Annotated in this window: 18 protein-coding genes; 5 read left to right on the top strand and 13 right to left on the bottom strand. The window is 67.2% G+C overall.

The genetic code is table 11. The features are described from left to right. Positions 1 to 12: 12 nt before the first annotated feature. From RSW2DRAFT_RS03265 to RSW2DRAFT_RS03300, 9 genes are all read right to left on the bottom strand, one after another. Positions 13 to 810 (bottom strand): helix-turn-helix domain-containing protein, encoded by a 798-nt coding sequence (locus RSW2DRAFT_RS03265; RefSeq protein WP_008028012.1) that lies wholly within the window; start codon positions 808 to 810, stop codon positions 13 to 15. 148 nt (positions 811 to 958) lie between these two features. Then, entirely contained in the window at positions 959 to 1,837 is an 879-nt protein-coding gene (miaA, locus tag RSW2DRAFT_RS03270) for a tRNA (adenosine(37)-N6)-dimethylallyltransferase MiaA (protein ID WP_008028014.1), read from the bottom strand. Between the two features lie 78 nt (positions 1,838 to 1,915). Continuing rightward, positions 1,916 to 2,971, bottom strand: a complete 1,056-nt coding sequence (locus RSW2DRAFT_RS03275) for a flagellar motor switch protein FliG (RefSeq protein ID WP_008028015.1) — start codon at positions 2,969 to 2,971, stop codon at positions 1,916 to 1,918. 81 nt (positions 2,972 to 3,052) lie between these two features. Further along, the gene (gene purB, locus RSW2DRAFT_RS03280; RefSeq protein WP_008028016.1) at positions 3,053 to 4,357 is read right to left on the bottom strand and encodes an adenylosuccinate lyase; all 1,305 of its coding nucleotides are present in this window, start codon (positions 4,355 to 4,357) and stop codon (positions 3,053 to 3,055) included. Positions 4,358 to 4,637: 280 nt separating this feature from the next. Further along, entirely contained in the window at positions 4,638 to 4,790 is a 153-nt protein-coding gene (locus tag RSW2DRAFT_RS17775; RefSeq protein ID WP_008028017.1) for a hypothetical protein, read from the bottom strand. Between the two features lie 218 nt (positions 4,791 to 5,008). Continuing rightward, on the bottom strand, positions 5,009 to 5,842 hold the full coding sequence (locus RSW2DRAFT_RS03285; protein ID WP_040671522.1) for an arginyltransferase: 834 nt from the start codon (positions 5,840 to 5,842) through the stop codon (positions 5,009 to 5,011). Between the two features lie 84 nt (positions 5,843 to 5,926). Beyond that, complete coding sequence (locus tag RSW2DRAFT_RS03290; RefSeq protein ID WP_008028019.1) at positions 5,927 to 6,373, bottom strand: RDD family protein; 447 nt, start codon at positions 6,371 to 6,373, stop codon at positions 5,927 to 5,929. A gap of 57 nt (positions 6,374 to 6,430) precedes the next feature. Continuing rightward, entirely contained in the window at positions 6,431 to 6,856 is a 426-nt protein-coding gene (locus tag RSW2DRAFT_RS03295) for a DUF2852 domain-containing protein (protein WP_008028020.1), read from the bottom strand. Positions 6,857 to 6,970: 114 nt separating this feature from the next. Beyond that, on the bottom strand, positions 6,971 to 7,441 hold the full coding sequence (locus RSW2DRAFT_RS03300) for a YbaK/EbsC family protein (protein ID WP_008028022.1): 471 nt from the start codon (positions 7,439 to 7,441) through the stop codon (positions 6,971 to 6,973). 92 nt (positions 7,442 to 7,533) lie between these two features. Here RSW2DRAFT_RS03300 and RSW2DRAFT_RS03305 point away from each other — a divergent pair, with 92 nt between their 5' ends. Further along, positions 7,534 to 10,341 (top strand): [protein-PII] uridylyltransferase family protein, encoded by a 2,808-nt coding sequence (locus RSW2DRAFT_RS03305; RefSeq protein ID WP_008028024.1) that lies wholly within the window; start codon positions 7,534 to 7,536, stop codon positions 10,339 to 10,341. Next, positions 10,328 to 10,624, top strand: a complete 297-nt coding sequence (locus tag RSW2DRAFT_RS03310) for a hypothetical protein (RefSeq protein ID WP_008028026.1) — start codon at positions 10,328 to 10,330, stop codon at positions 10,622 to 10,624. The genes RSW2DRAFT_RS03305 and RSW2DRAFT_RS03310 overlap by 14 nt, the downstream gene beginning before the upstream one ends. 2 nt (positions 10,625 to 10,626) lie before the next feature. Here RSW2DRAFT_RS03310 and RSW2DRAFT_RS03315 read toward each other — a convergent pair whose 3' ends face one another. From RSW2DRAFT_RS03315 to edd, 3 genes are all read right to left on the bottom strand, one after another. Next, entirely contained in the window at positions 10,627 to 11,082 is a 456-nt protein-coding gene (locus RSW2DRAFT_RS03315; protein ID WP_008028028.1) for a VOC family protein, read from the bottom strand. A gap of 33 nt (positions 11,083 to 11,115) precedes the next feature. Beyond that, positions 11,116 to 11,754: a bifunctional 4-hydroxy-2-oxoglutarate aldolase/2-dehydro-3-deoxy-phosphogluconate aldolase gene (gene eda, locus RSW2DRAFT_RS03320; protein WP_008028029.1), complete on the bottom strand. Its 639-nt coding sequence runs from the start codon at positions 11,752 to 11,754 to the stop codon at positions 11,116 to 11,118. A 142-nt stretch (positions 11,755 to 11,896) separates the two neighbouring features. Beyond that, positions 11,897 to 13,705: a phosphogluconate dehydratase gene (gene edd, locus RSW2DRAFT_RS03325; RefSeq protein WP_008028031.1), complete on the bottom strand. Its 1,809-nt coding sequence runs from the start codon at positions 13,703 to 13,705 to the stop codon at positions 11,897 to 11,899. Between the two features lie 210 nt (positions 13,706 to 13,915). Here edd and RSW2DRAFT_RS03330 point away from each other — a divergent pair, with 210 nt between their 5' ends. The 3 genes from RSW2DRAFT_RS03330 to RSW2DRAFT_RS03340 are packed head-to-tail and all read left to right on the top strand — an operon-like array spanning position 13,916 to position 16,452. After that, the gene (locus RSW2DRAFT_RS03330; protein WP_008028033.1) at positions 13,916 to 14,608 is read left to right on the top strand and encodes a DUF6778 family protein; all 693 of its coding nucleotides are present in this window, start codon (positions 13,916 to 13,918) and stop codon (positions 14,606 to 14,608) included. A 45-nt stretch (positions 14,609 to 14,653) separates the two neighbouring features. Next, positions 14,654 to 15,910 (top strand): RSP_2647 family RNA methyltransferase, encoded by a 1,257-nt coding sequence (locus RSW2DRAFT_RS03335; RefSeq protein ID WP_008028036.1) that lies wholly within the window; start codon positions 14,654 to 14,656, stop codon positions 15,908 to 15,910. Beyond that, on the top strand, positions 15,907 to 16,452 hold the full coding sequence (locus tag RSW2DRAFT_RS03340; RefSeq protein WP_008028038.1) for an RSP_2648 family PIN domain-containing protein: 546 nt from the start codon (positions 15,907 to 15,909) through the stop codon (positions 16,450 to 16,452). The genes RSW2DRAFT_RS03335 and RSW2DRAFT_RS03340 overlap by 4 nt, the downstream gene beginning before the upstream one ends. Here the strand turns inward: RSW2DRAFT_RS03340 and RSW2DRAFT_RS03345 are convergent. Beyond that, positions 16,443 to 17,129 (bottom strand): M48 family metallopeptidase, encoded by a 687-nt coding sequence (locus RSW2DRAFT_RS03345; protein WP_008028041.1) that lies wholly within the window; start codon positions 17,127 to 17,129, stop codon positions 16,443 to 16,445. The two genes, RSW2DRAFT_RS03340 and RSW2DRAFT_RS03345, sit on opposite strands and share 10 nt — an antisense overlap. Positions 17,130 to 17,217 lie beyond the last annotated feature (88 nt).

A 17,217-nucleotide genomic window follows, 5' to 3' on the forward strand; every position in this document is an offset into this window, starting at 1 on the left:
AGCCGAAAGGGTTCAGGGGGCGCGGCGGAACGCGGTGGGGGATTTGCCCACCTGATGCTGGAACGCCCGGGTGAAATAGGCAGGCGAGGTGAAGCCAAGGCTGCCCGCGATCAGCCCCACCGGCAGGTCGGTTTCGGTCAACAGCCGCCGCGCCTCGAAGATCAGCCGGTCGTGCAGCAAGGCCGAGGCCGGGCGGCCACTGGCCTGCTTGCAACAGCGGGTCAGATGCGTCGGCGTCACGTCCAGGGCTGCGGCAAAATCCGCCACCCCCATGCCCGAACGGAACTCGCGTTCCAGCAGTTGGGCATAGCGCGCCACCAGACGGCGGGCGGCATCGGGGCGTTTTGGCTCGGGTTCGGCGCGGCTGATCTGGCGTTCCAGCCAGACGCTGGCGAGGCCAAGGTAGTTCTGCGTCGCCCGTTCATGCGCCGGGCTGTCACTGTCGATCTCGCGCTGCATGGCGTCGAGGATCAGGTTCAGTTCCTGCTGCAGATGGGTTTCGCGGATGCGCAGGTGGTGGGGTATCGTCGGCAGCGCCACGGTTGGATTGCGGCCAAAAAAGATTGCCGAGCCAAAGACTTGCGGCCCGACCTCGAAGCCGTGCATCACCCCGGCCGGGATGAAGATGGCGTTGAAGGCGGTATAGCCGCGGGTGACACCGGCGATGGTGATGCGACCCTGGCCCTTGGTGAACCACAGAAACATCGGCTCCGAGATCGAGCGCATGGCCTCGACGCGCCACCGGCCACCCGCGGCAAGGCGGGGGATGGCAACAAGGCGCATTTGCGAGGCGGCGGACAGGTCTTGCATGCAACTTTCACGATCGGGACAGTGCAGATTAACCAGTGGTTGCACCAAGACCCAAGCAAAAAGATGGCATCTGCGGCAAGATGCGTCGATCCGGCGGAAACCGGCGCAAAATGGCCACAAGCTTCGGCGGGTTTCAGGTTGGCGGGTTTCAGGGTTGGGCGATGCTCTGCCACGCCTGCATCCGGCTGCGGAACCAGGTGCGCTGGCGCTTGGCGTATTGCCGCGAGGCGATTTTCGCCGCCGCCACCGCGGTCGCCAGATCGGTTTCCCCCCGCAAACAGGCCACCAGTTCTGCCGCGCCGATGGCGCGGGCCGAAGGCAGGGCCGGGTTCCAGCAGGGAAGTTCCGCCCGCACTTCCTCCAGCGCGCCGGCGTCCAGCATGGCGTCGAACCGCGCGTCGATCCGGGCGCCCAGCCAGGCCGCATCGGGGCGCAGCACCAGCGCCTCGGCCTTTGCCAAAGGCAGCAGCGCCGGGCCGGTGGCGTTCTGCCATGCGGCCAGACCCTGGCCGGTGGCGCGCAGCACCTCCCAGGCGCGCTGCACCCGCATCGGGTTCAGCGGGTCAATGCGGGCGCGGGTTTCCGCATCAAGTTCGGCCAGCATGGTATTGATATCGCCTGATTTTCGTCGTGCATCCGCCTCCGCGCGCACCGCGGCTGGCGTAGCGGGGATGTCCGCCAACCCCTCGGTCAGCGCCGAAAGATACAGCCCGGTGCCGCCGACAATGATCGGGCGCATGCCATTTTCCAACACCTGCGCCACCTCGCGCAGCCAGTGGCCAACCGAATAGTCCTGCATCCGCCCGACATGGCCATACAGTGCATGCGGCACCGCCGCCATTTCCGCCGCCGTTGGCCGCGCCGTCAGCACTTGCCAGCAGTCATAGACCTGCAAGGCATCGGCATTGACGATCACCCCGCCGCTGGTTTCGGCAATCCGCAGCGCCAGCCCGGATTTGCCGCTGGCGGTCGGCCCGGCAATCAGCACCGGTCGCGTCGGGGAAAGACCGTCGATCAAGCCCTGCATCTGCCGTCCCGTGCTGCCATGGCGGACCAGCCGCACCGGGGGGCCTAGCATGTCGGCCGAAAAAGCGAAATCGGCTTGCTATTCCTCCTCCTCGACAATCAACACCAACTCGCCAGTGGATTCCAGTTGCCGCACCGCCTGCACCACGGCGCTCATGGCTTCCTCGGCATCTTTTTCCTTGACCTTGCCGCGGGTCGAGACCTCTTCGCGCAACGCTTGCGCCAGCCGTTGCGACATGTTGGCCAGTACGAATTCGGCGGCATCCACCTTGCCGGGGTCGGCCATGGCGGCGGCAAGGGCCGTCACCAGCACCGGCTGATCGACAATCCGTGCCACCTTCGGCACATCGCGCGGCAGCACCCGTTTCGGCAGATGCACGAAAGTGAAGATCGCCTTGCGCACCTGTTCGGCAAAGCTGGCGTCGTCTTCCTCCAGCCCTTTCAGCACATCCTCGCGCGTGGCGGCGGGCGAGACGTTCAGGATGGCGCCGACCCGTTCCACAGGTCCTGCCTCGAAGGCGCGGGCGGGCAGGTTTTCCAGTTGCGTGGCCAGCGACAGCCCGATCCGGCGCACGGTTTCGGGATCGACATTGCCGGTCATCGACACGGCATAGGCCACGCGTCGCGCCTTTTCGCCCGGCAAGCGCCCCAGCAGTTCGGCGGCTTTCGGCACCGGCAGTTTCGACAGCATCACCGCCGCCACTTCGGTGCTTTCCTGCTCCAGCACCGGCAGCAAGCGGTCCGAGGGCAGCATCATGATCCGGTCCCAGGGGTCAGCCTTCGAACTGGCCCCGGCCAGACGCCGCAACCGGCTGGCGGCGGTGGTCGAGATGTGACCATCCATCATGCTCAGCGCGCCTTCGATGCCGCCGGGGAAAGACAGGCCAACCTCTTGCAATTCATGCATGAATTCATCGACCACCGCCCCCAGCGTGGTGCGGTCGATGCTGCGCATCAGTCCGATCTGCTCGGCCAGCGCCGCCTGCATGTGTTCAGGCAGCGCCGACAGCGGCAGCGGTGCACCCTCGGCCAACATCAGCCGCACGATGATCGCGGCCTTTTCGCGGTTGGAAAGCACCCGCTGCCCGCCTGCGATGCGTTGCACCGGTTTGATCTGCGCCAGCACCTGAGCCATTCCGCCCCTCCGATTCCCTCATCTGGAGGCAGGTTGGCAGGTTGCGGTTAACGCGGGCTTAGTTTCGCAAATATCCGGGACTTACGCCCCAAACACCCGGCGGAAAATCGTATCGACATGTTTGGTGTGATAGCCCAGATCGAATTTCTCCTCGATCTCGGCGGGCGACAGGGCGGCGGTCACTTCCGGGTCGGCCAGCAGTTCGGTCTTGAAATCGGCGCCCTTCTCCCAGACCTTCATGGCATTGCGTTGCACCAGCCGATAGCTGTCCTCGCGCGAAACGCCCGCTTGGGTCAGCGCCAGCAGCACCCGCTGGCTCATCACCAAGCCGCGGAATTTGTTCATGTTGGCCAGCATGTTGGCAGGATAGATCACCAGCTTTTCCAGCAAGCCGGCCAGCCGGTGCAGCGCGAAATCCAGCGTGATCGTGGCATCCGGCGCAATGGCGCGTTCCACCGAGGAATGGCTGATGTCGCGTTCGTGCCACAGCGCCACGTTTTCCAGCGCCGGCACCACCGCCATCCGCACCAGCCGGGCCAGACCGGTCAGGTTTTCCGACAACACCGGGTTGCGCTTGTGCGGCATGGCCGACGAACCCTTCTGGCCGGGGGAAAAGAACTCCTCGGCCTCAAGCACTTCGGTGCGCTGCATGTGGCGGATTTCGATGGCGATATTCTCGATGCTGGAGGCAATCACCCCCAGAACGGCGAAATACATCGCATGACGGTCGCGCGGGATCACCTGGGTGGAGATCGGCTCCGGCGTCAGCCCCAGCATCTTGCAGACATGTTCCTCGACCGAGGGGTCGATGTTGGCAAAAGTGCCGACCGCGCCGGAAATCGCCCCCGTGGCCACCTCGGCCCGCGCCGCCACCAGCCGCGCCCGACCGCGTGCCATCTCGGCGTAGAACCGCGCGAAGGTCAGGCCCATGGTGATGGGTTCGGCATGGATGCCATGGCTGCGGCCGATGCGGACGGTATCCTTGTGCTCGTAAGCGCGGGTTTTCAGCGCCGCAAGCACCCGGTCCATGCCGGCGAGCAAAAGGTCGGTGGCCCGCACCAATTGCACGTTCAGCGTGGTGTCCAGCACGTCGGAACTGGTCATGCCCTGATGCACGAAGCGCGCGTCATCGGCGCCGATATGCTCGGCCAGATGGGTCAGAAAGGCGATGACATCGTGCTTGGTGACCGCCTCGATCTCGTCGATCCGCGCCACATCGAAGGTCACATCGCGCGCCTTCCACACCGCCGCCGCATTGGCCTGCGGGATCACCCCCAAGGCCGCCTGCGCGTCGCAGGCATGCGCCTCGATCTCGAACCAGATGCGGAACTTGGTTTCCGGCGCCCAGAGGGCAACCATTTCGGGGCGGGAATAGCGCGGGATCATCGGGCGGGCCTTTCGGGGTTCGGACAGCAGGCGGGGTCGTCCTAGACCGCGCGCGCCGCGCTGGCAAGCACCGCAAGCCATGCTGCGGCACCAAACCCCTTTCGACGAGGAATTTCTCCTTTGTGAAAATATCCTCGGGGGGGCCACCGATTTTTCGGTGGCGTGGGGGGCAGACAGCCCCCCTTTTTTCCGCAATGCCACCGGCTGACACCGGAGCACCCGTCATGGCGAGCGCATACCGGCGGCGTTGCCCGGTCGCACAGCAACCCGACAGCTTCAGTCAGCCGGAATGGCCGATCAAGACCGAGAGCAGCACCAGCAAGCCGGTCAGTTCCAGCCAGGGTGCCGCAGGCAGTTGCAGGTGCCGGGTTGCGACCCGCCGCGGCGGCAGAGCGTCGATCTGGTCTTGTGGCAGAATGTCGGGGAAACGCATGATATCCGCTTCTTTGCAAGGGCTGGCCGAACCAGCATCAAGCCAAGAACTTAACGGGAACATAAGCAGCGCAGGCCTCAGGCCTCCAACTTCGGAAACAATCCGTTTCTGCTTTTCCACTTCCGGGTTTGCGCGCAGCGGGCGGTCTATCGCAAGAACCTGCGGGCCAAGCGGATGTTTTTCAACAGCCAGAGGGCGCGGCCTCAGGCAAGCCGATTTCAGTCGCGCGCCAGGCGGGCTTCGGGCAGGCTGATCCGCGCCACCTGTTCGGAAATCGGGTCCACCGACAGCGGATGCAACTCGGCCCGGTGGTCGGCGGGGTCACCGATTGGCTGCCACTGCCCGGCCTTGTAGATCTCCAGCGCCGAAAACCCGGCCTTGTAGCCCATCTTGCGGCTGCCCGGCACCCAGTAGCCCAGATAGACAAAGGGCAGACCGGCGTCGCGGGCGATCTCGATATGGTCAAGGATCAGATAGGTGCCAAGGCTTTGCGCCGCCAGATCGGGGTCGTAGAACGAATAGACCATGCTGAGGCCATCATCGAACACGTCGGTCAGGCACACCGCGGTAAGGCTGCGGGTCTGCGCGTCGGGCTGGCTGGTGGTATATTCGATCACCCGGCTGCGCACCGGGGTTTCCTCGATCATCGCGGCAAACTCGAAGATGTCCATGTCGGCCATGCCGCCATCGGCGTGGCGGTCATCCAGATAGCGGCGGAACAGCGCATACTGGTCCTCGGTGGCCCAGGGGCTGGTGGCGTTGCGCCGCAGGTGCATGTTGCGCCGCACGATGCGCTTTTGCGTGCGCGAGGGCACGAAATCCGCCACCCGGATCCGCGCCGAAAGGCAGGCGGAACACTCGGCGCAGGACGGGCGATACAGCACGTTCTGCGAGCGCCGGAACCCCTGTTTCGACAGCGTGTCGTTCAGCTTTTGCGCATGATCGCCCTGCAACGCGGTAAACAGCTTCCGCTCCATGCGCCCATCCAGATAGGGGCAGGGCTGCGGGGCCGTGACATAGAATTGCGGCGCGATCGGCAGAGTGTGGCGCATGATCGACATTCAAAGGGGATCCGCCGCCACGTTAGCAAGCCGCGCGGCTGCCGCCAAGGACTGTCTTTGCCGCGCCCCCAAGGGTCAGTAGCGGGCGGCGCGGTTGATCGCCACGCTGCCCATCAAAAGGTCGGTCAGCCCCTGCGCCCGCGGCGTGACCAGCATCAGCCCGGCCGAAAGCACCTGCGGCGCCACCATGCCGATGGAAATGCTGTAGCCCAGCGTGTGCAGGATCGCGGTGGCCAGATCAAACCGCTGGCCGCGATAGTCGCGCAACTCGATCGCCATCAGCCGCATCCCCCAGGTGGCAGAGCCGCCCGCAAGGGTCAGGGTGCGATAGACAAAGCCCACCACCAGATACAGGAAGGGCAGGAAAAACAGCGCGGTAAAGGCGGTGAACGGCACGATGATCGCGGTGACCACGGCGATCAGCACCATATCCGCCACCCAGGCCAGCGCGCGCTTGGTCGGCACGCCGGCATAGAACTCGGCATGGCGGTCGGGGTCGGGAAGCATGGTGTCGTAGGTCATCGCAGCCATTCCTTGTGGAAAGGGGGAAGGCCCCGGCAAGGGGCCCTCCCTTCAGCATCAGTTTGCGCCCGAACCGCTGGTTTCGGCAACCGCCGTTGCGGCCTTGGCACGGTCGGCCATGAAGGCGTCGAATTCCGATTTGTCCTTGGCGTCGCGCAGACGCTGCAGGAAGGAATTGAACGCGTCCTGTTCGTCTTCCAGGCGGCGCAGGGTTTCGGCCTTGTAGGCGTCGAAGGCGGTGTTGCCGCTGCTGCGGTAAGCGCCGTGGAAAGCGTGATGGTGGCCGCAGCCATTGCGTTTGAACATGCGTTTGCTCCAGATCATGTAGCCAAGGATGAACAGGCCAAGCGGCCAGACGAAGATGAAGGACAGCACCATGGCGGCGATCCAGGCGCCTTTGCCACGGTCATCCAGCCAGGCGACCGCGCGGTTGAACCACGTGGTGACGCTGCCAGATGCGGCAGGGGAAGAAGCGGTATACATATGGCGGTCTCCCGTTCAGGGTTGCAGGTCGATGTGAAGGTGTTTCACATGAACGGAGATCGGTATTGCCGGGGGCAGGTTCAAGACCCGATGTAAAACATTTTTACATGGGCCTCAGGCGGTGAAATCGGCCAGATGCGCCGCAGTGATCCGCAACAGCAGATGCGGCGGGGCGGCGAAGATGTGGCGCGGGGTGCCGGCGGCGGCCCAGACCTGCGGAAACTCCAGCAGCCGCGCGTCGAACCAGCAGGGCAGCGGGGTCAGGTGGCCGATGGGGGCCACGCCGCCGATGGCAAAGCCGGTGGTCTTGCGCACCTGATCGGCATCGGCCCGCCCCAAAGCCTCGCCCGCCAGCGCCGAGGCCTTGTCGGCGCAGACCTGATTGCCACCCGCCGTCAGGAACAGCCGCAACTGCCCCGAGCCTTCGCCGCGAAACAGGATCGACTTCACGATCTGGTCCAGCGCACAGCCCGCAGCCTCGGCAGCTTGCGGGGCGGTGCGGGTTTCCTGCGGCATTTCCAGCACCGGGGCGTCAATCCCATGCGCGGCAAGGGCGGCTTTCACCCGGGCGAGGCTTTTGCTCATCGGCGTCTCCTTCCCCGGCTTTATCCGCAAGCCGGGTGACGCTTGCAATCCCCCCGGTTGACCCGGCACCCGGCCCCGGCCATGCTGGCGCCATGACCCATGCGCCCTTTGCCGCCCGGCTGACCCGCCATCCCATCGCCTTCGCCGCCGATGCCGCCGCCGATGCCGCCCGCAGCCTTGCCGACCTAGGCCCGGACCTTCTGCCGCTGATCCACGGCACCGCCGGGTGCAGCCCCTACCTGAAAGGCCTGATGCTGCGCGAGGCCGACTGGCTGCGTGCGGCCTTGACGATCTCGCCCGAAGCCGCCTTGGCCGAAGTGCTGGAGCCGCTCGACACCCTGTCCGTCGATACCCTCGGCGCCGGTCTGCGCATCGCCAAGCGGCGGGTGGCGCTGCTGATCGGCCTCGCCGATCTGGGCGGCGTCTGGCGGCTGGAGGCGGTGACGGGCGCCCTGACGCAACTCGCCGACCGGGCGGTGCACCTGTGCCTGACGCGGCTGGTGGCCGAGGAAATCAGGCGCGGCAAGCTGCCGGGGCAGGGGCCGGATGATGCCGAAACCGGCGCGGGCATGGTGGCGCTGGCCATGGGCAAGATGGGCGCGCACGAGCTGAACTATTCCTCCGACATCGACCTGATCTGTCTGTTCGACGAGACCCGCTATGGCGGCGATGCCCCCGAGGCGCGGGCGGCCTTCATCCGCGTCACGCGGCGGATGACCGCCCTGCTGTCGGACCTGACCGGCGAGGGCTACGTGTTCCGCACCGACCTGCGGCTGCGCCCCGATGCGGCGGTGACGCCGGTGTGCCTGTCGATGGCGGCGGCGGAAAGCTATTACGAAAGCGTCGGCCGCACCTGGGAACGCGCCGCCTATATCAAGGCCCGGCCCTGCGGCGGCGACCTTGCCGCCGGGCAGCGGTTCCTGCACAGCCTGACCCCCTTCGTCTGGCGCAAGCATCTGGATTTCGCCGCCATCCAGGACGCCCACGACATGCGCCTGCGCATCCGCGACCATCGCGGGCTTCACGGCCCCATCGTGATCGAGGGTCACAACATGAAACTCGGCGTCGGCGGCATCCGCGAGATCGAGTTCTTCACCCAGACCCGCCAGTTGATCGCCGGGGGCCGTGACACCGCCTTGCGCGGTCGCACCACCGTTGGCAGCCTTGCGGCGCTGGCCGAAAAAGGCTGGGTGCCGCCCGAGGTGGCCGAGGATCTGACCGCGCTTTACCGCGCCCACCGCGAGGTCGAGCACCGCTTGCAAATGGTCGGTGACGCCCAGACCCACGACATGCCCGCCACCGCCCAAGGCGTTGCCCGCATTGCCTTTTTCAGCGGCACCGAGGATGTGGCAGGCTTTCGTGCCGCCCTGACCGCCCGGCTGGAGCAGACCGATTTCCTGACCGAAGGCTTCTTTGCCCCCGGCCAGGTCGAAGACGGCCCCGAGCTTTCCGACAGCGCCCGCGCCATCGTCGATGCCTGGGCCAACTATCCCGCCCTGCGCTCGGATCGTGCCGTGGCGATCTTTCAGCGCCTGCGCCCCAGCCTGCTGCGCAGCCTGATGGCCGCCGCCAACCCCGACGAGGCGCTGGTGGCGTTTGACGGCTTTCTGATCGGCCTGCCCTCGGGCGTGCAGATCTTCTCGCTGTTCGAAGCCAACCCGCAACTCGTTGAATTGATTGTAGATATCGCCGCCACCGCCCCGGTGCTGGCGCGGTATCTGTCGCGCAACGCCGCAGTGCTGGATGCGGTGATCGGCGGCAGTTTCTTCGCGCCCTGGCCGGGCTGTGCCGCCCTGACCGGGCTGTTGGCCGAGCATCTTTCGGGGGTCACTGACTACGAAGGCAAGCTTGACGCCGCCCGCCGCTGGACCCGCGAATGGCACTTCCGCGTCGGCGTCCACCACCTGCGCGGGCTGATCGACGCTTTCGAGGCGGGCAAGCACTATGCCGATCTGGCCGAGGCGGTGGTGGCCGCCCTCTGGCCGGTGGTGGGCGCGGAATATGCCCGCAAGCATGGGGCAGCGCCGGGGCGGGGGGCGGTGCTGCTGGGCATGGGCAGCCTGGGTGCGGCGCGGCTGAACGCCGGGTCCGACCTCGACCTGATCGTTATCTACGACAGCGCCGATGCCGAGGCCTCGGACGGCCCCCGCCCGCTGCCACCGCGCCTGTACTACGCCCGCCTGACGCAAGCCATGGTGACAGCCCTGACCGCCCCGATGGCCGAAGGTCGGCTTTACGAGGTGGACATGCGGCTGCGCCCCTCCGGTCGGCAAGGGCCGGTGGCGACCTCGATCGAATCCTTCCGCGCCTACCAGATGACCGAGGCCTGGACCTGGGAACACCTGGCCCTGACCCGCGCCCGGCCGCTGGCGGGCAACCCCGATCTGGCCGCCGAGGTCGAGGCCTTCCGCCGCGAGGTGTTCGCCGCCACCGGGCAGGGGCCGAAGGTGCTGGCCGACGTGGCCGAGATGCGCAGCCGCCTGCAAGCCGCCAAACCCCCCGAAGGCGCCTGGGAGGCGAAGAACGGCGCGGGGCGCCTGATGGACATCGAACTGCTGGCGCAGACCTGCGCGCTGCGGCTGGCCGACCCTGCGCGGCGGGTGGAAGCGCAGTTGCGGGCCGGCGTAAAGGGCGGTTTCCTGTCGCAAGCGGGCGAGACGGCGCTGCTGGCGGCCTACAGGCTGTGCTGGCGGTTGCAGGCGGGCACCCGGCTTCTGACCGACCGCAAGTTGGAGCTGGACCGGCTGGGCAGCGGTGGCCGGGCGTTTCTGGTGCGCGAAACCGGCGAGGCCGACGCCGATGCCCTGTCGGCACGGCTGGAGGCCTTGGTGGCGGCAGCGGCGGCGGTGATTTCGGAACGGCTGGGCGAAAAGGACGGGGCAGGCGATGCAACTGACTGAGGCGGACCCCAAGGGGCTGGTGCGCGAAAGCTATGCCATCGACGGCATCACCGCCGCCGAATGCCGCTCGATCTTCGTCGATTGGGCGCTGAGCCTGCCGCTGACGCTATCCACCCCCGAGGCGCTGGCGGCACTGATCGCGCATTACGCGGCGGCCCTGCCGGATCACCCGATGAGCGGCGTGCTGCAGGCAGGCCTTGCCGCGCCCGAGGCCCCCCGCCGCAAGGGTGGCCGCTCCACCCGCGTCGAAGGCGGCTCGCGCAAGCTGCGCCCGCTGGCCTGAGGTCAACCGCGGGCAGCGGCCTCCAGTGCGGCAATGTCAATCTTCACCATGCCCATCATCGCCTGCATCACCCGCCCCGAGGTGTCGGTCTGCAAAAGCCGCGGCAGCACCCGCGGCGTGATCTGCCAGGACAGCCCGAAGCGGTCGGTCAGCCAGCCGCAGCGGCTTTCGACACCGCCTTCCAGCAAGGCGTCCCACAGCCGGTCCACCTCGGCCTGAGTATCGACATGCACCCCCAGCGACACCGCGGGCGTCAGCGCGTAATGCGACCCGCCGTTCAGCGCCAGATAGCGCTGGCCCAGCAGATCGAAATACACCGCCAGCGCCTGGCCTGGGTCGTCGGGCTTTTGTAGGATTTCAGTGATGCGGGCGCCCTCGAACAGGCTGCAATAGAACCGCGCGGCGGCTTCGGCCTGGGTGTCGAACCACAGGCAGGTGGACAGCGAAGGCTCGGTCATCGGCATTTCCCCCTTTTGCAAGGCATTGAAAACTTAGCGCAGATCGCAGGCCTCGCGCGCCAGCCGGGTGATCCCGGCCCAGTCGCCCTTGACCATCATCGCCTTGGGTGCCACCCAACTGCCGCCGACGCACAGCACGTTGGACAGCGCCAGATAGTCCCGCGCATTGCCCAGCCCGATGCCGCCGGTGGGGCAGAAACTGACCTGCGGCAACGGCGCACCAATCGCCTTCAGCGCCGCCGCCCCGCCCGAGGCTTCGGCGGGAAAGAACTTCTGCACCGTATAGCCGCGCTCCAGCAGCGCCATCACCTCGGTCGCCGTCGCCGCCCCCGCCAGCAGCGGCAAGCCCTCGGCCTCGCAGGCGGCCAGCAAACGGTCGGTGGCCCCCGGAGACACCCCGAAGGTCGCCCCCGCCGCCTTGGCCGCCCGCACATCCTCGGGCGTCAGCAATGTGCCCGCGCCGACCACGCCGCCCGGCACCCCGGCCATGGCACGGATCACCTCCAGCGCCGCCGGCGTGCGCAGCGTCACCTCCAGCACCGGCAAGCCGCCCGCCACCAGAGCCTCGGCCAAAGGTCGGGCATGGCGCACATCCTCGATAACCAGCACCGGAATGACCGGCGCCAGACGGCAGATTTCGGCAGCGCGGGCGGATTGTTCGGCGGGGGTCATCATCGGCTCCTTGTGGTCCGCCACGGCTCGGGCGGAAACTGCGGGTGCCTCCGGCGGGGATATTTAGAAACAGATGAAATCACGAGGCATTCATCTGTTCTCAAATATCCTCGCCGAAGGCCAGAAGTTCTCTATTTTTCCGTCACACCACCACGCCGGCACCCTCGGTGGCCGGGCCGACATTGCGGCGGAAGGCGTCGAACAGATCGCGGCCCATGCCGTGACCGTTTTCGGACAGATCGGCGACCACCGGGCTGCGGGTTGCGAAGTCCTCGGCCCCCAGCACGGACAGCGTGCCCGCCGGCGCGTCCAGTCGCACAATGTCGCCATCGCGCAGCCGGGCCAGCGGGCCACCGCAGGCAGCTTCGGGCGAGACGTGGATGGCGGCGGGCACCTTGCCCGAAGCCCCCGACATCCGGCCATCGGTCACCAATGCCACCCGCAAGCCGCGGTCCTGCAGCACGGAAAGGATCGGCGTCAGCGAGTGCAACTCGGGCATGCCATTCGCCTGCGGCCCCTGGAACCGCACCACCACCACCACATCGGAGGTGAATTCCCCCGCCTTGAACGCCGCCTTCACCGCGTCCTGCGCGTGGAATATCCGCGCCGGGGCCTCGATCACCTGCCGCTCGGGCGCCACGGCAGAGACCTTGATCACGCCGCGCCCCAGATTGCCGGTCAGTTGCTTCAGCCCGCCCGAGGCCGCGAAGGGCGCCGCGACCGGGCGCAGGATTCTGTCGTTCAGGGTTTCCGCGGCACCGTCTTGCCAGACCAGCTTGCCATCGGCCAGCTTGGGGTCTTGCCGGTAATGGCTCAGCCCGTCGCCCGCCACGGTGCGGGCGTCGGGGTGCAAAAGGCCTGCGTCCAGCAACTGGCCGATCATGTAGCCCAAGCCGCCCGCCGCATGGAAATGGTTCACGTCGGCCAGCCCGTTGGGATAGACCTTGGCCATCAGCGGCACCACGTCCGACACATCGGCGAAATCCTGCAAATCCAGCGCGATACCCGCCGCCCGTGCCATCGCGGGCAGGTGCAGCACCAGATTGGTCGAGCCGCCCGTGGCCATCAGCCCGACCAGCCCGTTGACGAAGGCCCGCTCGTCCAGCAACTCTCCCACCGGGCGGAAATCGTTGCCAAGCGCGGTGATCCTCGCCGCGCGTTCCACCGCCGCCTCGGTCAGCGCCGCGCGCAGGGGCGAGCCGGGATGCACGAAAGAGGCGCCCGGCAGGTGCAGCCCCATGAACTCCATCAGCATCTGGTTGGTGTTGGCGGTGCCGTAGAAGGTGCAGGTTCCGGGGCCGTGATAGCTGGCCATTTCCGCCGCCATCAGCACCTCGCGGCCCACTTCGCCGGCGGCGAAGGCATTGCGGACCTTGGATTTTTCGTCATTCGGCAGGCCCGAGGCCATCGGCCCGGCCGGCACGAACACCGCCGGGATATGGCCGAAACTGGCCGCCGCGATCACCAGACCGGGCACGATCTTGTCGCAGACCCCCAGAAACAGCGCGGCGTCAAAGGTGTTGTGCGACAGCGCCACCGCCGCGGCCAGCGCGATCACGTCGCGCGAGAACAGCGACAATTCCATCCCCGGCTGGCCTTGCGTCACGCCATCGCACATCGCCGGAACCCCGCCCGCCACCTGCGCCGTGGCACCCACGCGGCGGGCGGCGGCGCGGATCAGTTCGGGGTAGGCTTCATAGGGCTGATGCGCCGACAGCATGTCGTTATAGGCGGTGACGATGCCCAGATTGGGTGCCCGTGCGGCCGCCAGTGCCGCCTTGTCCACCCCCATCGCCGCATAGGCATGCGCCTGGTTGCCGCAAGACAGATGCGCCCGCGCCGGCCCCGCGGCGGCGGCCTTGCCCAACCGCTCCAGATACGCCCCGCGGCTGGTTTCCGAGCGGGCGCGGATGCGGTCGGTGACCCGGGCGATGGTGCGGTCAAGCGTCATTTGCGTCCTCGCGAGCTCTGGTTGCGCCGGGTCTAGCAGATGCTGTTACCGCTAACAACTGCTGCCTTCCGCCGCGGCGTTATCCTGTCGGGGCGCTGGAACAAGGTTAACGAAACCTCAACTTTGCTGCAAGGTTTTCGCAATTCAGTCGCAATTGCCGCGCATCACGGGGGCAGTCGAACAGGGGGAATTCCCCCGGAGGAACCCGAGATGAAAACGCTTCGTTTGATCGCCGCTTTGGGATTGGCCGTATCGCTGAGCGCGTGCGGCGGGATGCAGCCGGTGTCGCGGGCCAGCCTGCCCGACGCCACGGCGCTGTCGATCACCTCGAAAAGCGGGCCGAACATGGTGGCCCCCGCTGCGCAATATGACGTGGCCGAAGTGCGCATCAGCGTGCCGCAAAACCTGCGGGTGTCGGAAGCCAACATGTTCTATCCGATCGCCGATATCGTCTGGCGCGGCGAACCGCTGGGCGACCGCCATGCCCAGGTCAAGGCGATCTTCGAGGAAGCCTTTGCCACTGGCACCCAGGCCATGCACCAGGGCCGCAAGGTGATCGTCGAGGCCGAAGTCACGCGGTTTCACTGCCTGACCGAAAAGACCCGCTATACCGTTGGCGGCACCCATTCGATGAAATTCACCCTGACGCTGCGCGACGCCGCGACTGGCCAGATCATCGACGGGCCGCGACTTGTGGTGGCTGATGTCAAGGCATCCGGCGGCAACCGGGCGCTGGCCGAGGAATTGGCCGGGCGCACCCAGCGCGTGGTGGTGCTGGAACGTCTGGCACAGGTGATCCGGCAGGAACTGTCGCAACCGCAGCCGCTGCCGGATGCCGGTGCCGTGCCGACCTCGCGGCTGGAAAGCGATCTGATCCTGACGCCGGTGGCGCTGCGCGACTGACCGCGGCTCTTTCCCAAGCCCGCAGAACACAGTAGGAGGGAGGGCATGACGCCCTCCCTGCCGCATGTGCCCCGCCCCGATGCCGATACCGCCGCCGAACCTTCGGGTTACGCGGGACGCCCGGTTGTCCGCCTGAAACCGAAAGCCGAGGCCCGCGCCATCCGCCATGGGTTCCCGTGGGTCTATGCCGATGAGTTGGTGACCGACCGGCGCACCCAAAACCTTGTCCCCGGCGCGCTGGCGGTGCTGGAGGATGCCGATCGGCGGCCGCTGGCGCTGGTGACGGTGAACACGGCCTCGAAGATCATCGCCCGGGTGCTGGACCGTGATCCTTTGGCGCAGATTGATCAGGCGTGGTTCGAAGCGCGGATCGGGCGGGCGCTGGCCTTGCGGGCGCGGCTTTATCCGCAGCCCTATTACCGGCTGGTGCATGCCGAGGCCGACGCGCTGCCCGGTGTGGTGATCGACCGCTTTGGCGATACGGCGGTGGTGCAGCCCAACGCCGCCTGGGCCGAGGCGCATCTGGAGGCGCTGGTGGCCGCGCTTGTGGCGGTAACCGGGGTGGCGAATGTGGTCAAGAACGGCACCGGGCGCGCGCGCGGGCTGGAGGGGCTTTCGGAAGAAACCCTGCTGATCCGTGGCGCTGTCGATGCGCCGATCAAGGTGCCGATGAACGGCGCCACCTATCTGGCCGATGTGATCGGCGGCCAGAAAACCGGGCTGTTCTTCGACCAGCGCCCGAACCACGCCTTTGCCGCGAGCCTCGCGCAGGGTGCGCGGGTGCTGGACGTGTTCGCCCATGTCGGCGGTTTCGGGCTGGCGGCGCTGGCTGGCGGGGCGGCGTCGGTGTTGGCGGTGGATGGCTCGGCCCCGGCGCTGGCACTGGCCGAACAGGGGGCGGCGGTTTCGGGCTTTTCGGGCCAGTTCACCACGCGGCAGGGCGATGCCTTCGCGGTGCTGGAGGATCTGGGCACCCAAGCTTCGCAGTTCGATCTGCTGATTTGCGACCCGCCGGCCTTTGCTCCGAACAAGCCCGCGTTGGAAGCTGGTTTGCGCGCCTATGAACGGGTGGCGCGGCTGGCGGCGCCGCTGGTGGCGCCGGGCGGCTATCTGGTGCTGTGCTCGTGCAGCCATGCCGCCGATCTTGTCGCGTTCCGCAACGCCTGCGGGCGTGGCATCGGCCGCGGCGGGCGGCGGGCGCAACTGCTGCACACCGGCTTTGCCGGGCCGGACCATCCGCTTTTGCCGCAACTGGCGGAATCGGGTTACCTGAAGGCCCTGTTCTTCCGGCTTGACGGGTGAAGCTGGTTCTCGACGCCTGCGTGCTTTATCCGCCGATCCTGCGGGACATCCTGCTGGGGGCGGCCAAGGCCGGGCTTTTTGAACCGCTTTGGTCGGAACGGATTCTGGAAGAATGGGCCCGCGCCACCCGCAAGCTGGGACCAGCGGCCGAGGCGCAGGCCCGCATCAGCGTGGCGCTGACCAAGGCTGGCTTTCCCAAGGCGATGCTGGCCGCCGCCCCGGGGCTGGAGGCGCGGCTGCATCTGCCGGACGAGAATGACACGCATGTTCTGGCGGTGGCGGTGGCGGGCAGCGCCGATGCCATCCTGACCCTGAACAACGCCGATTTCCCCCGGCATGTGCTGGCCGCCGAAGGGGTGCAGCGGCGCGAGCCGGACGGGTTTCTGTGGGAGTTGTGGTCGTCGCAGCCGCAGGCGATGGGCCTCGTGCTGGAGGCGGTGCGCGCCGAGGCGGAACGCCTTTCCGGCGCGCCGGTGACGCTGAAATCCCTGCTCAAACGCGCGAAACTGCCGCGTCTGGCCAAGGCGGTGGCTCAGGCCTGATCCCAGCGGGCCTCGCGGTCTTCGATCGCGGCGATGCGGTCCTGGGTTTTCGGGTGGCTCAGCAACCAGGCCGGGGCGTTGGCGCCGGGCGCGCCGGTCAGCGCCTCCAGTTTGCGAAACAGCGACTTCTGCGGCGCGGTGCCGATGCCGGATTTCACCAGCAAGGCCGAGGCATAGGCGTCGGCCTCGTGCTCGTCGCGCCGCGACAGGCTGGCGGCAAGCGTGTTGGCGACGGTGCGGGCGATCAGCACGCCGATGCCGGGCAAAAAGCGGTTCAGCAGGGTGGACAGCAGCATGAACACCGCGTTCTGGCCGGTGAAGTCGATCATCCTTCGCCGCGCATGGCCCAGCGCCACATGGCCCAACTCGTGGGCGATCACCGAAGCCAGTTCCGCCGCCGTCACTTCGCCCGCGCGGTATTTCTGCAAGAAACCGCGGGTCAGGAAGATGCGGCCATCGGGGGCGGCCAGGCCGTTGACCGGATCGACCTCATAGACCTGCACCGCGATACGCGGCAGCCCCAGCGCCTGCGCCATCCGGTCGGTCAGCGCGGTGATCTCGGGTTCGGCCAGCGGATGCGACTGCGCATCCAGCGCCTTCAGCGTGCGCCAGACCGAAAAGCGATACATCGCGAAGGCGTAAAGCAGGGCGAGGATCAGCGGGGTGAATTTCAGCATGGGGGGAATATGGGGGTTCGGGGCCGGAAAGCAACGGCAGGATGGCGGAAGGGCAGGAGCCTCCGGCGGGGATATTTAGGCGAGTGTG

This window comes from Rhodobacter ferrooxidans, from assembly GCF_000176015.1.
In the GTDB taxonomy this organism is placed as follows: domain Bacteria; phylum Pseudomonadota; class Alphaproteobacteria; order Rhodobacterales; family Rhodobacteraceae; genus Pseudorhodobacter_B; species Pseudorhodobacter_B ferrooxidans.

Coding starts and splice junctions, on each gene's coding strand:
- RSW2DRAFT_RS03285 (WP_040671522.1), bottom strand. CDS start 5,842: ATGCGCCACACTCTGCCGATCGCGCCGCAATTCTATGTCACGGCCCCG.
- RSW2DRAFT_RS03345 (WP_008028041.1), bottom strand. CDS start 17,129: ATGCTGAAATTCACCCCGCTGATCCTCGCCCTGCTTTACGCCTTCGCG.
- edd (WP_008028031.1), bottom strand. CDS start 13,705: ATGACGCTTGACCGCACCATCGCCCGGGTCACCGACCGCATCCGCGCC.
- RSW2DRAFT_RS03310 (WP_008028026.1), top strand. CDS start 10,328: ATGCAACTGACTGAGGCGGACCCCAAGGGGCTGGTGCGCGAAAGCTAT.
- RSW2DRAFT_RS17775 (WP_008028017.1), bottom strand. CDS start 4,790: ATGCGTTTCCCCGACATTCTGCCACAAGACCAGATCGACGCTCTGCCG.
- RSW2DRAFT_RS03335 (WP_008028036.1), top strand. CDS start 14,654: ATGACGCCCTCCCTGCCGCATGTGCCCCGCCCCGATGCCGATACCGCC.
- miaA (WP_008028014.1), bottom strand. CDS start 1,837: ATGCAGGGCTTGATCGACGGTCTTTCCCCGACGCGACCGGTGCTGATT.
- RSW2DRAFT_RS03290 (WP_008028019.1), bottom strand. CDS start 6,373: ATGACCTACGACACCATGCTTCCCGACCCCGACCGCCATGCCGAGTTC.
- purB (WP_008028016.1), bottom strand. CDS start 4,357: ATGATCCCGCGCTATTCCCGCCCCGAAATGGTTGCCCTCTGGGCGCCG.
- RSW2DRAFT_RS03315 (WP_008028028.1), bottom strand. CDS start 11,082: ATGACCGAGCCTTCGCTGTCCACCTGCCTGTGGTTCGACACCCAGGCC.
- RSW2DRAFT_RS03265 (WP_008028012.1), bottom strand. CDS start 810: ATGCAAGACCTGTCCGCCGCCTCGCAAATGCGCCTTGTTGCCATCCCC.
- RSW2DRAFT_RS03330 (WP_008028033.1), top strand. CDS start 13,916: ATGAAAACGCTTCGTTTGATCGCCGCTTTGGGATTGGCCGTATCGCTG.
- RSW2DRAFT_RS03295 (WP_008028020.1), bottom strand. CDS start 6,856: ATGTATACCGCTTCTTCCCCTGCCGCATCTGGCAGCGTCACCACGTGG.
- eda (WP_008028029.1), bottom strand. CDS start 11,754: ATGACCCCCGCCGAACAATCCGCCCGCGCTGCCGAAATCTGCCGTCTG.
- RSW2DRAFT_RS03275 (WP_008028015.1), bottom strand. CDS start 2,971: ATGGCTCAGGTGCTGGCGCAGATCAAACCGGTGCAACGCATCGCAGGC.
- RSW2DRAFT_RS03300 (WP_008028022.1), bottom strand. CDS start 7,441: ATGAGCAAAAGCCTCGCCCGGGTGAAAGCCGCCCTTGCCGCGCATGGG.
- RSW2DRAFT_RS03305 (WP_008028024.1), top strand. CDS start 7,534: ATGACCCATGCGCCCTTTGCCGCCCGGCTGACCCGCCATCCCATCGCC.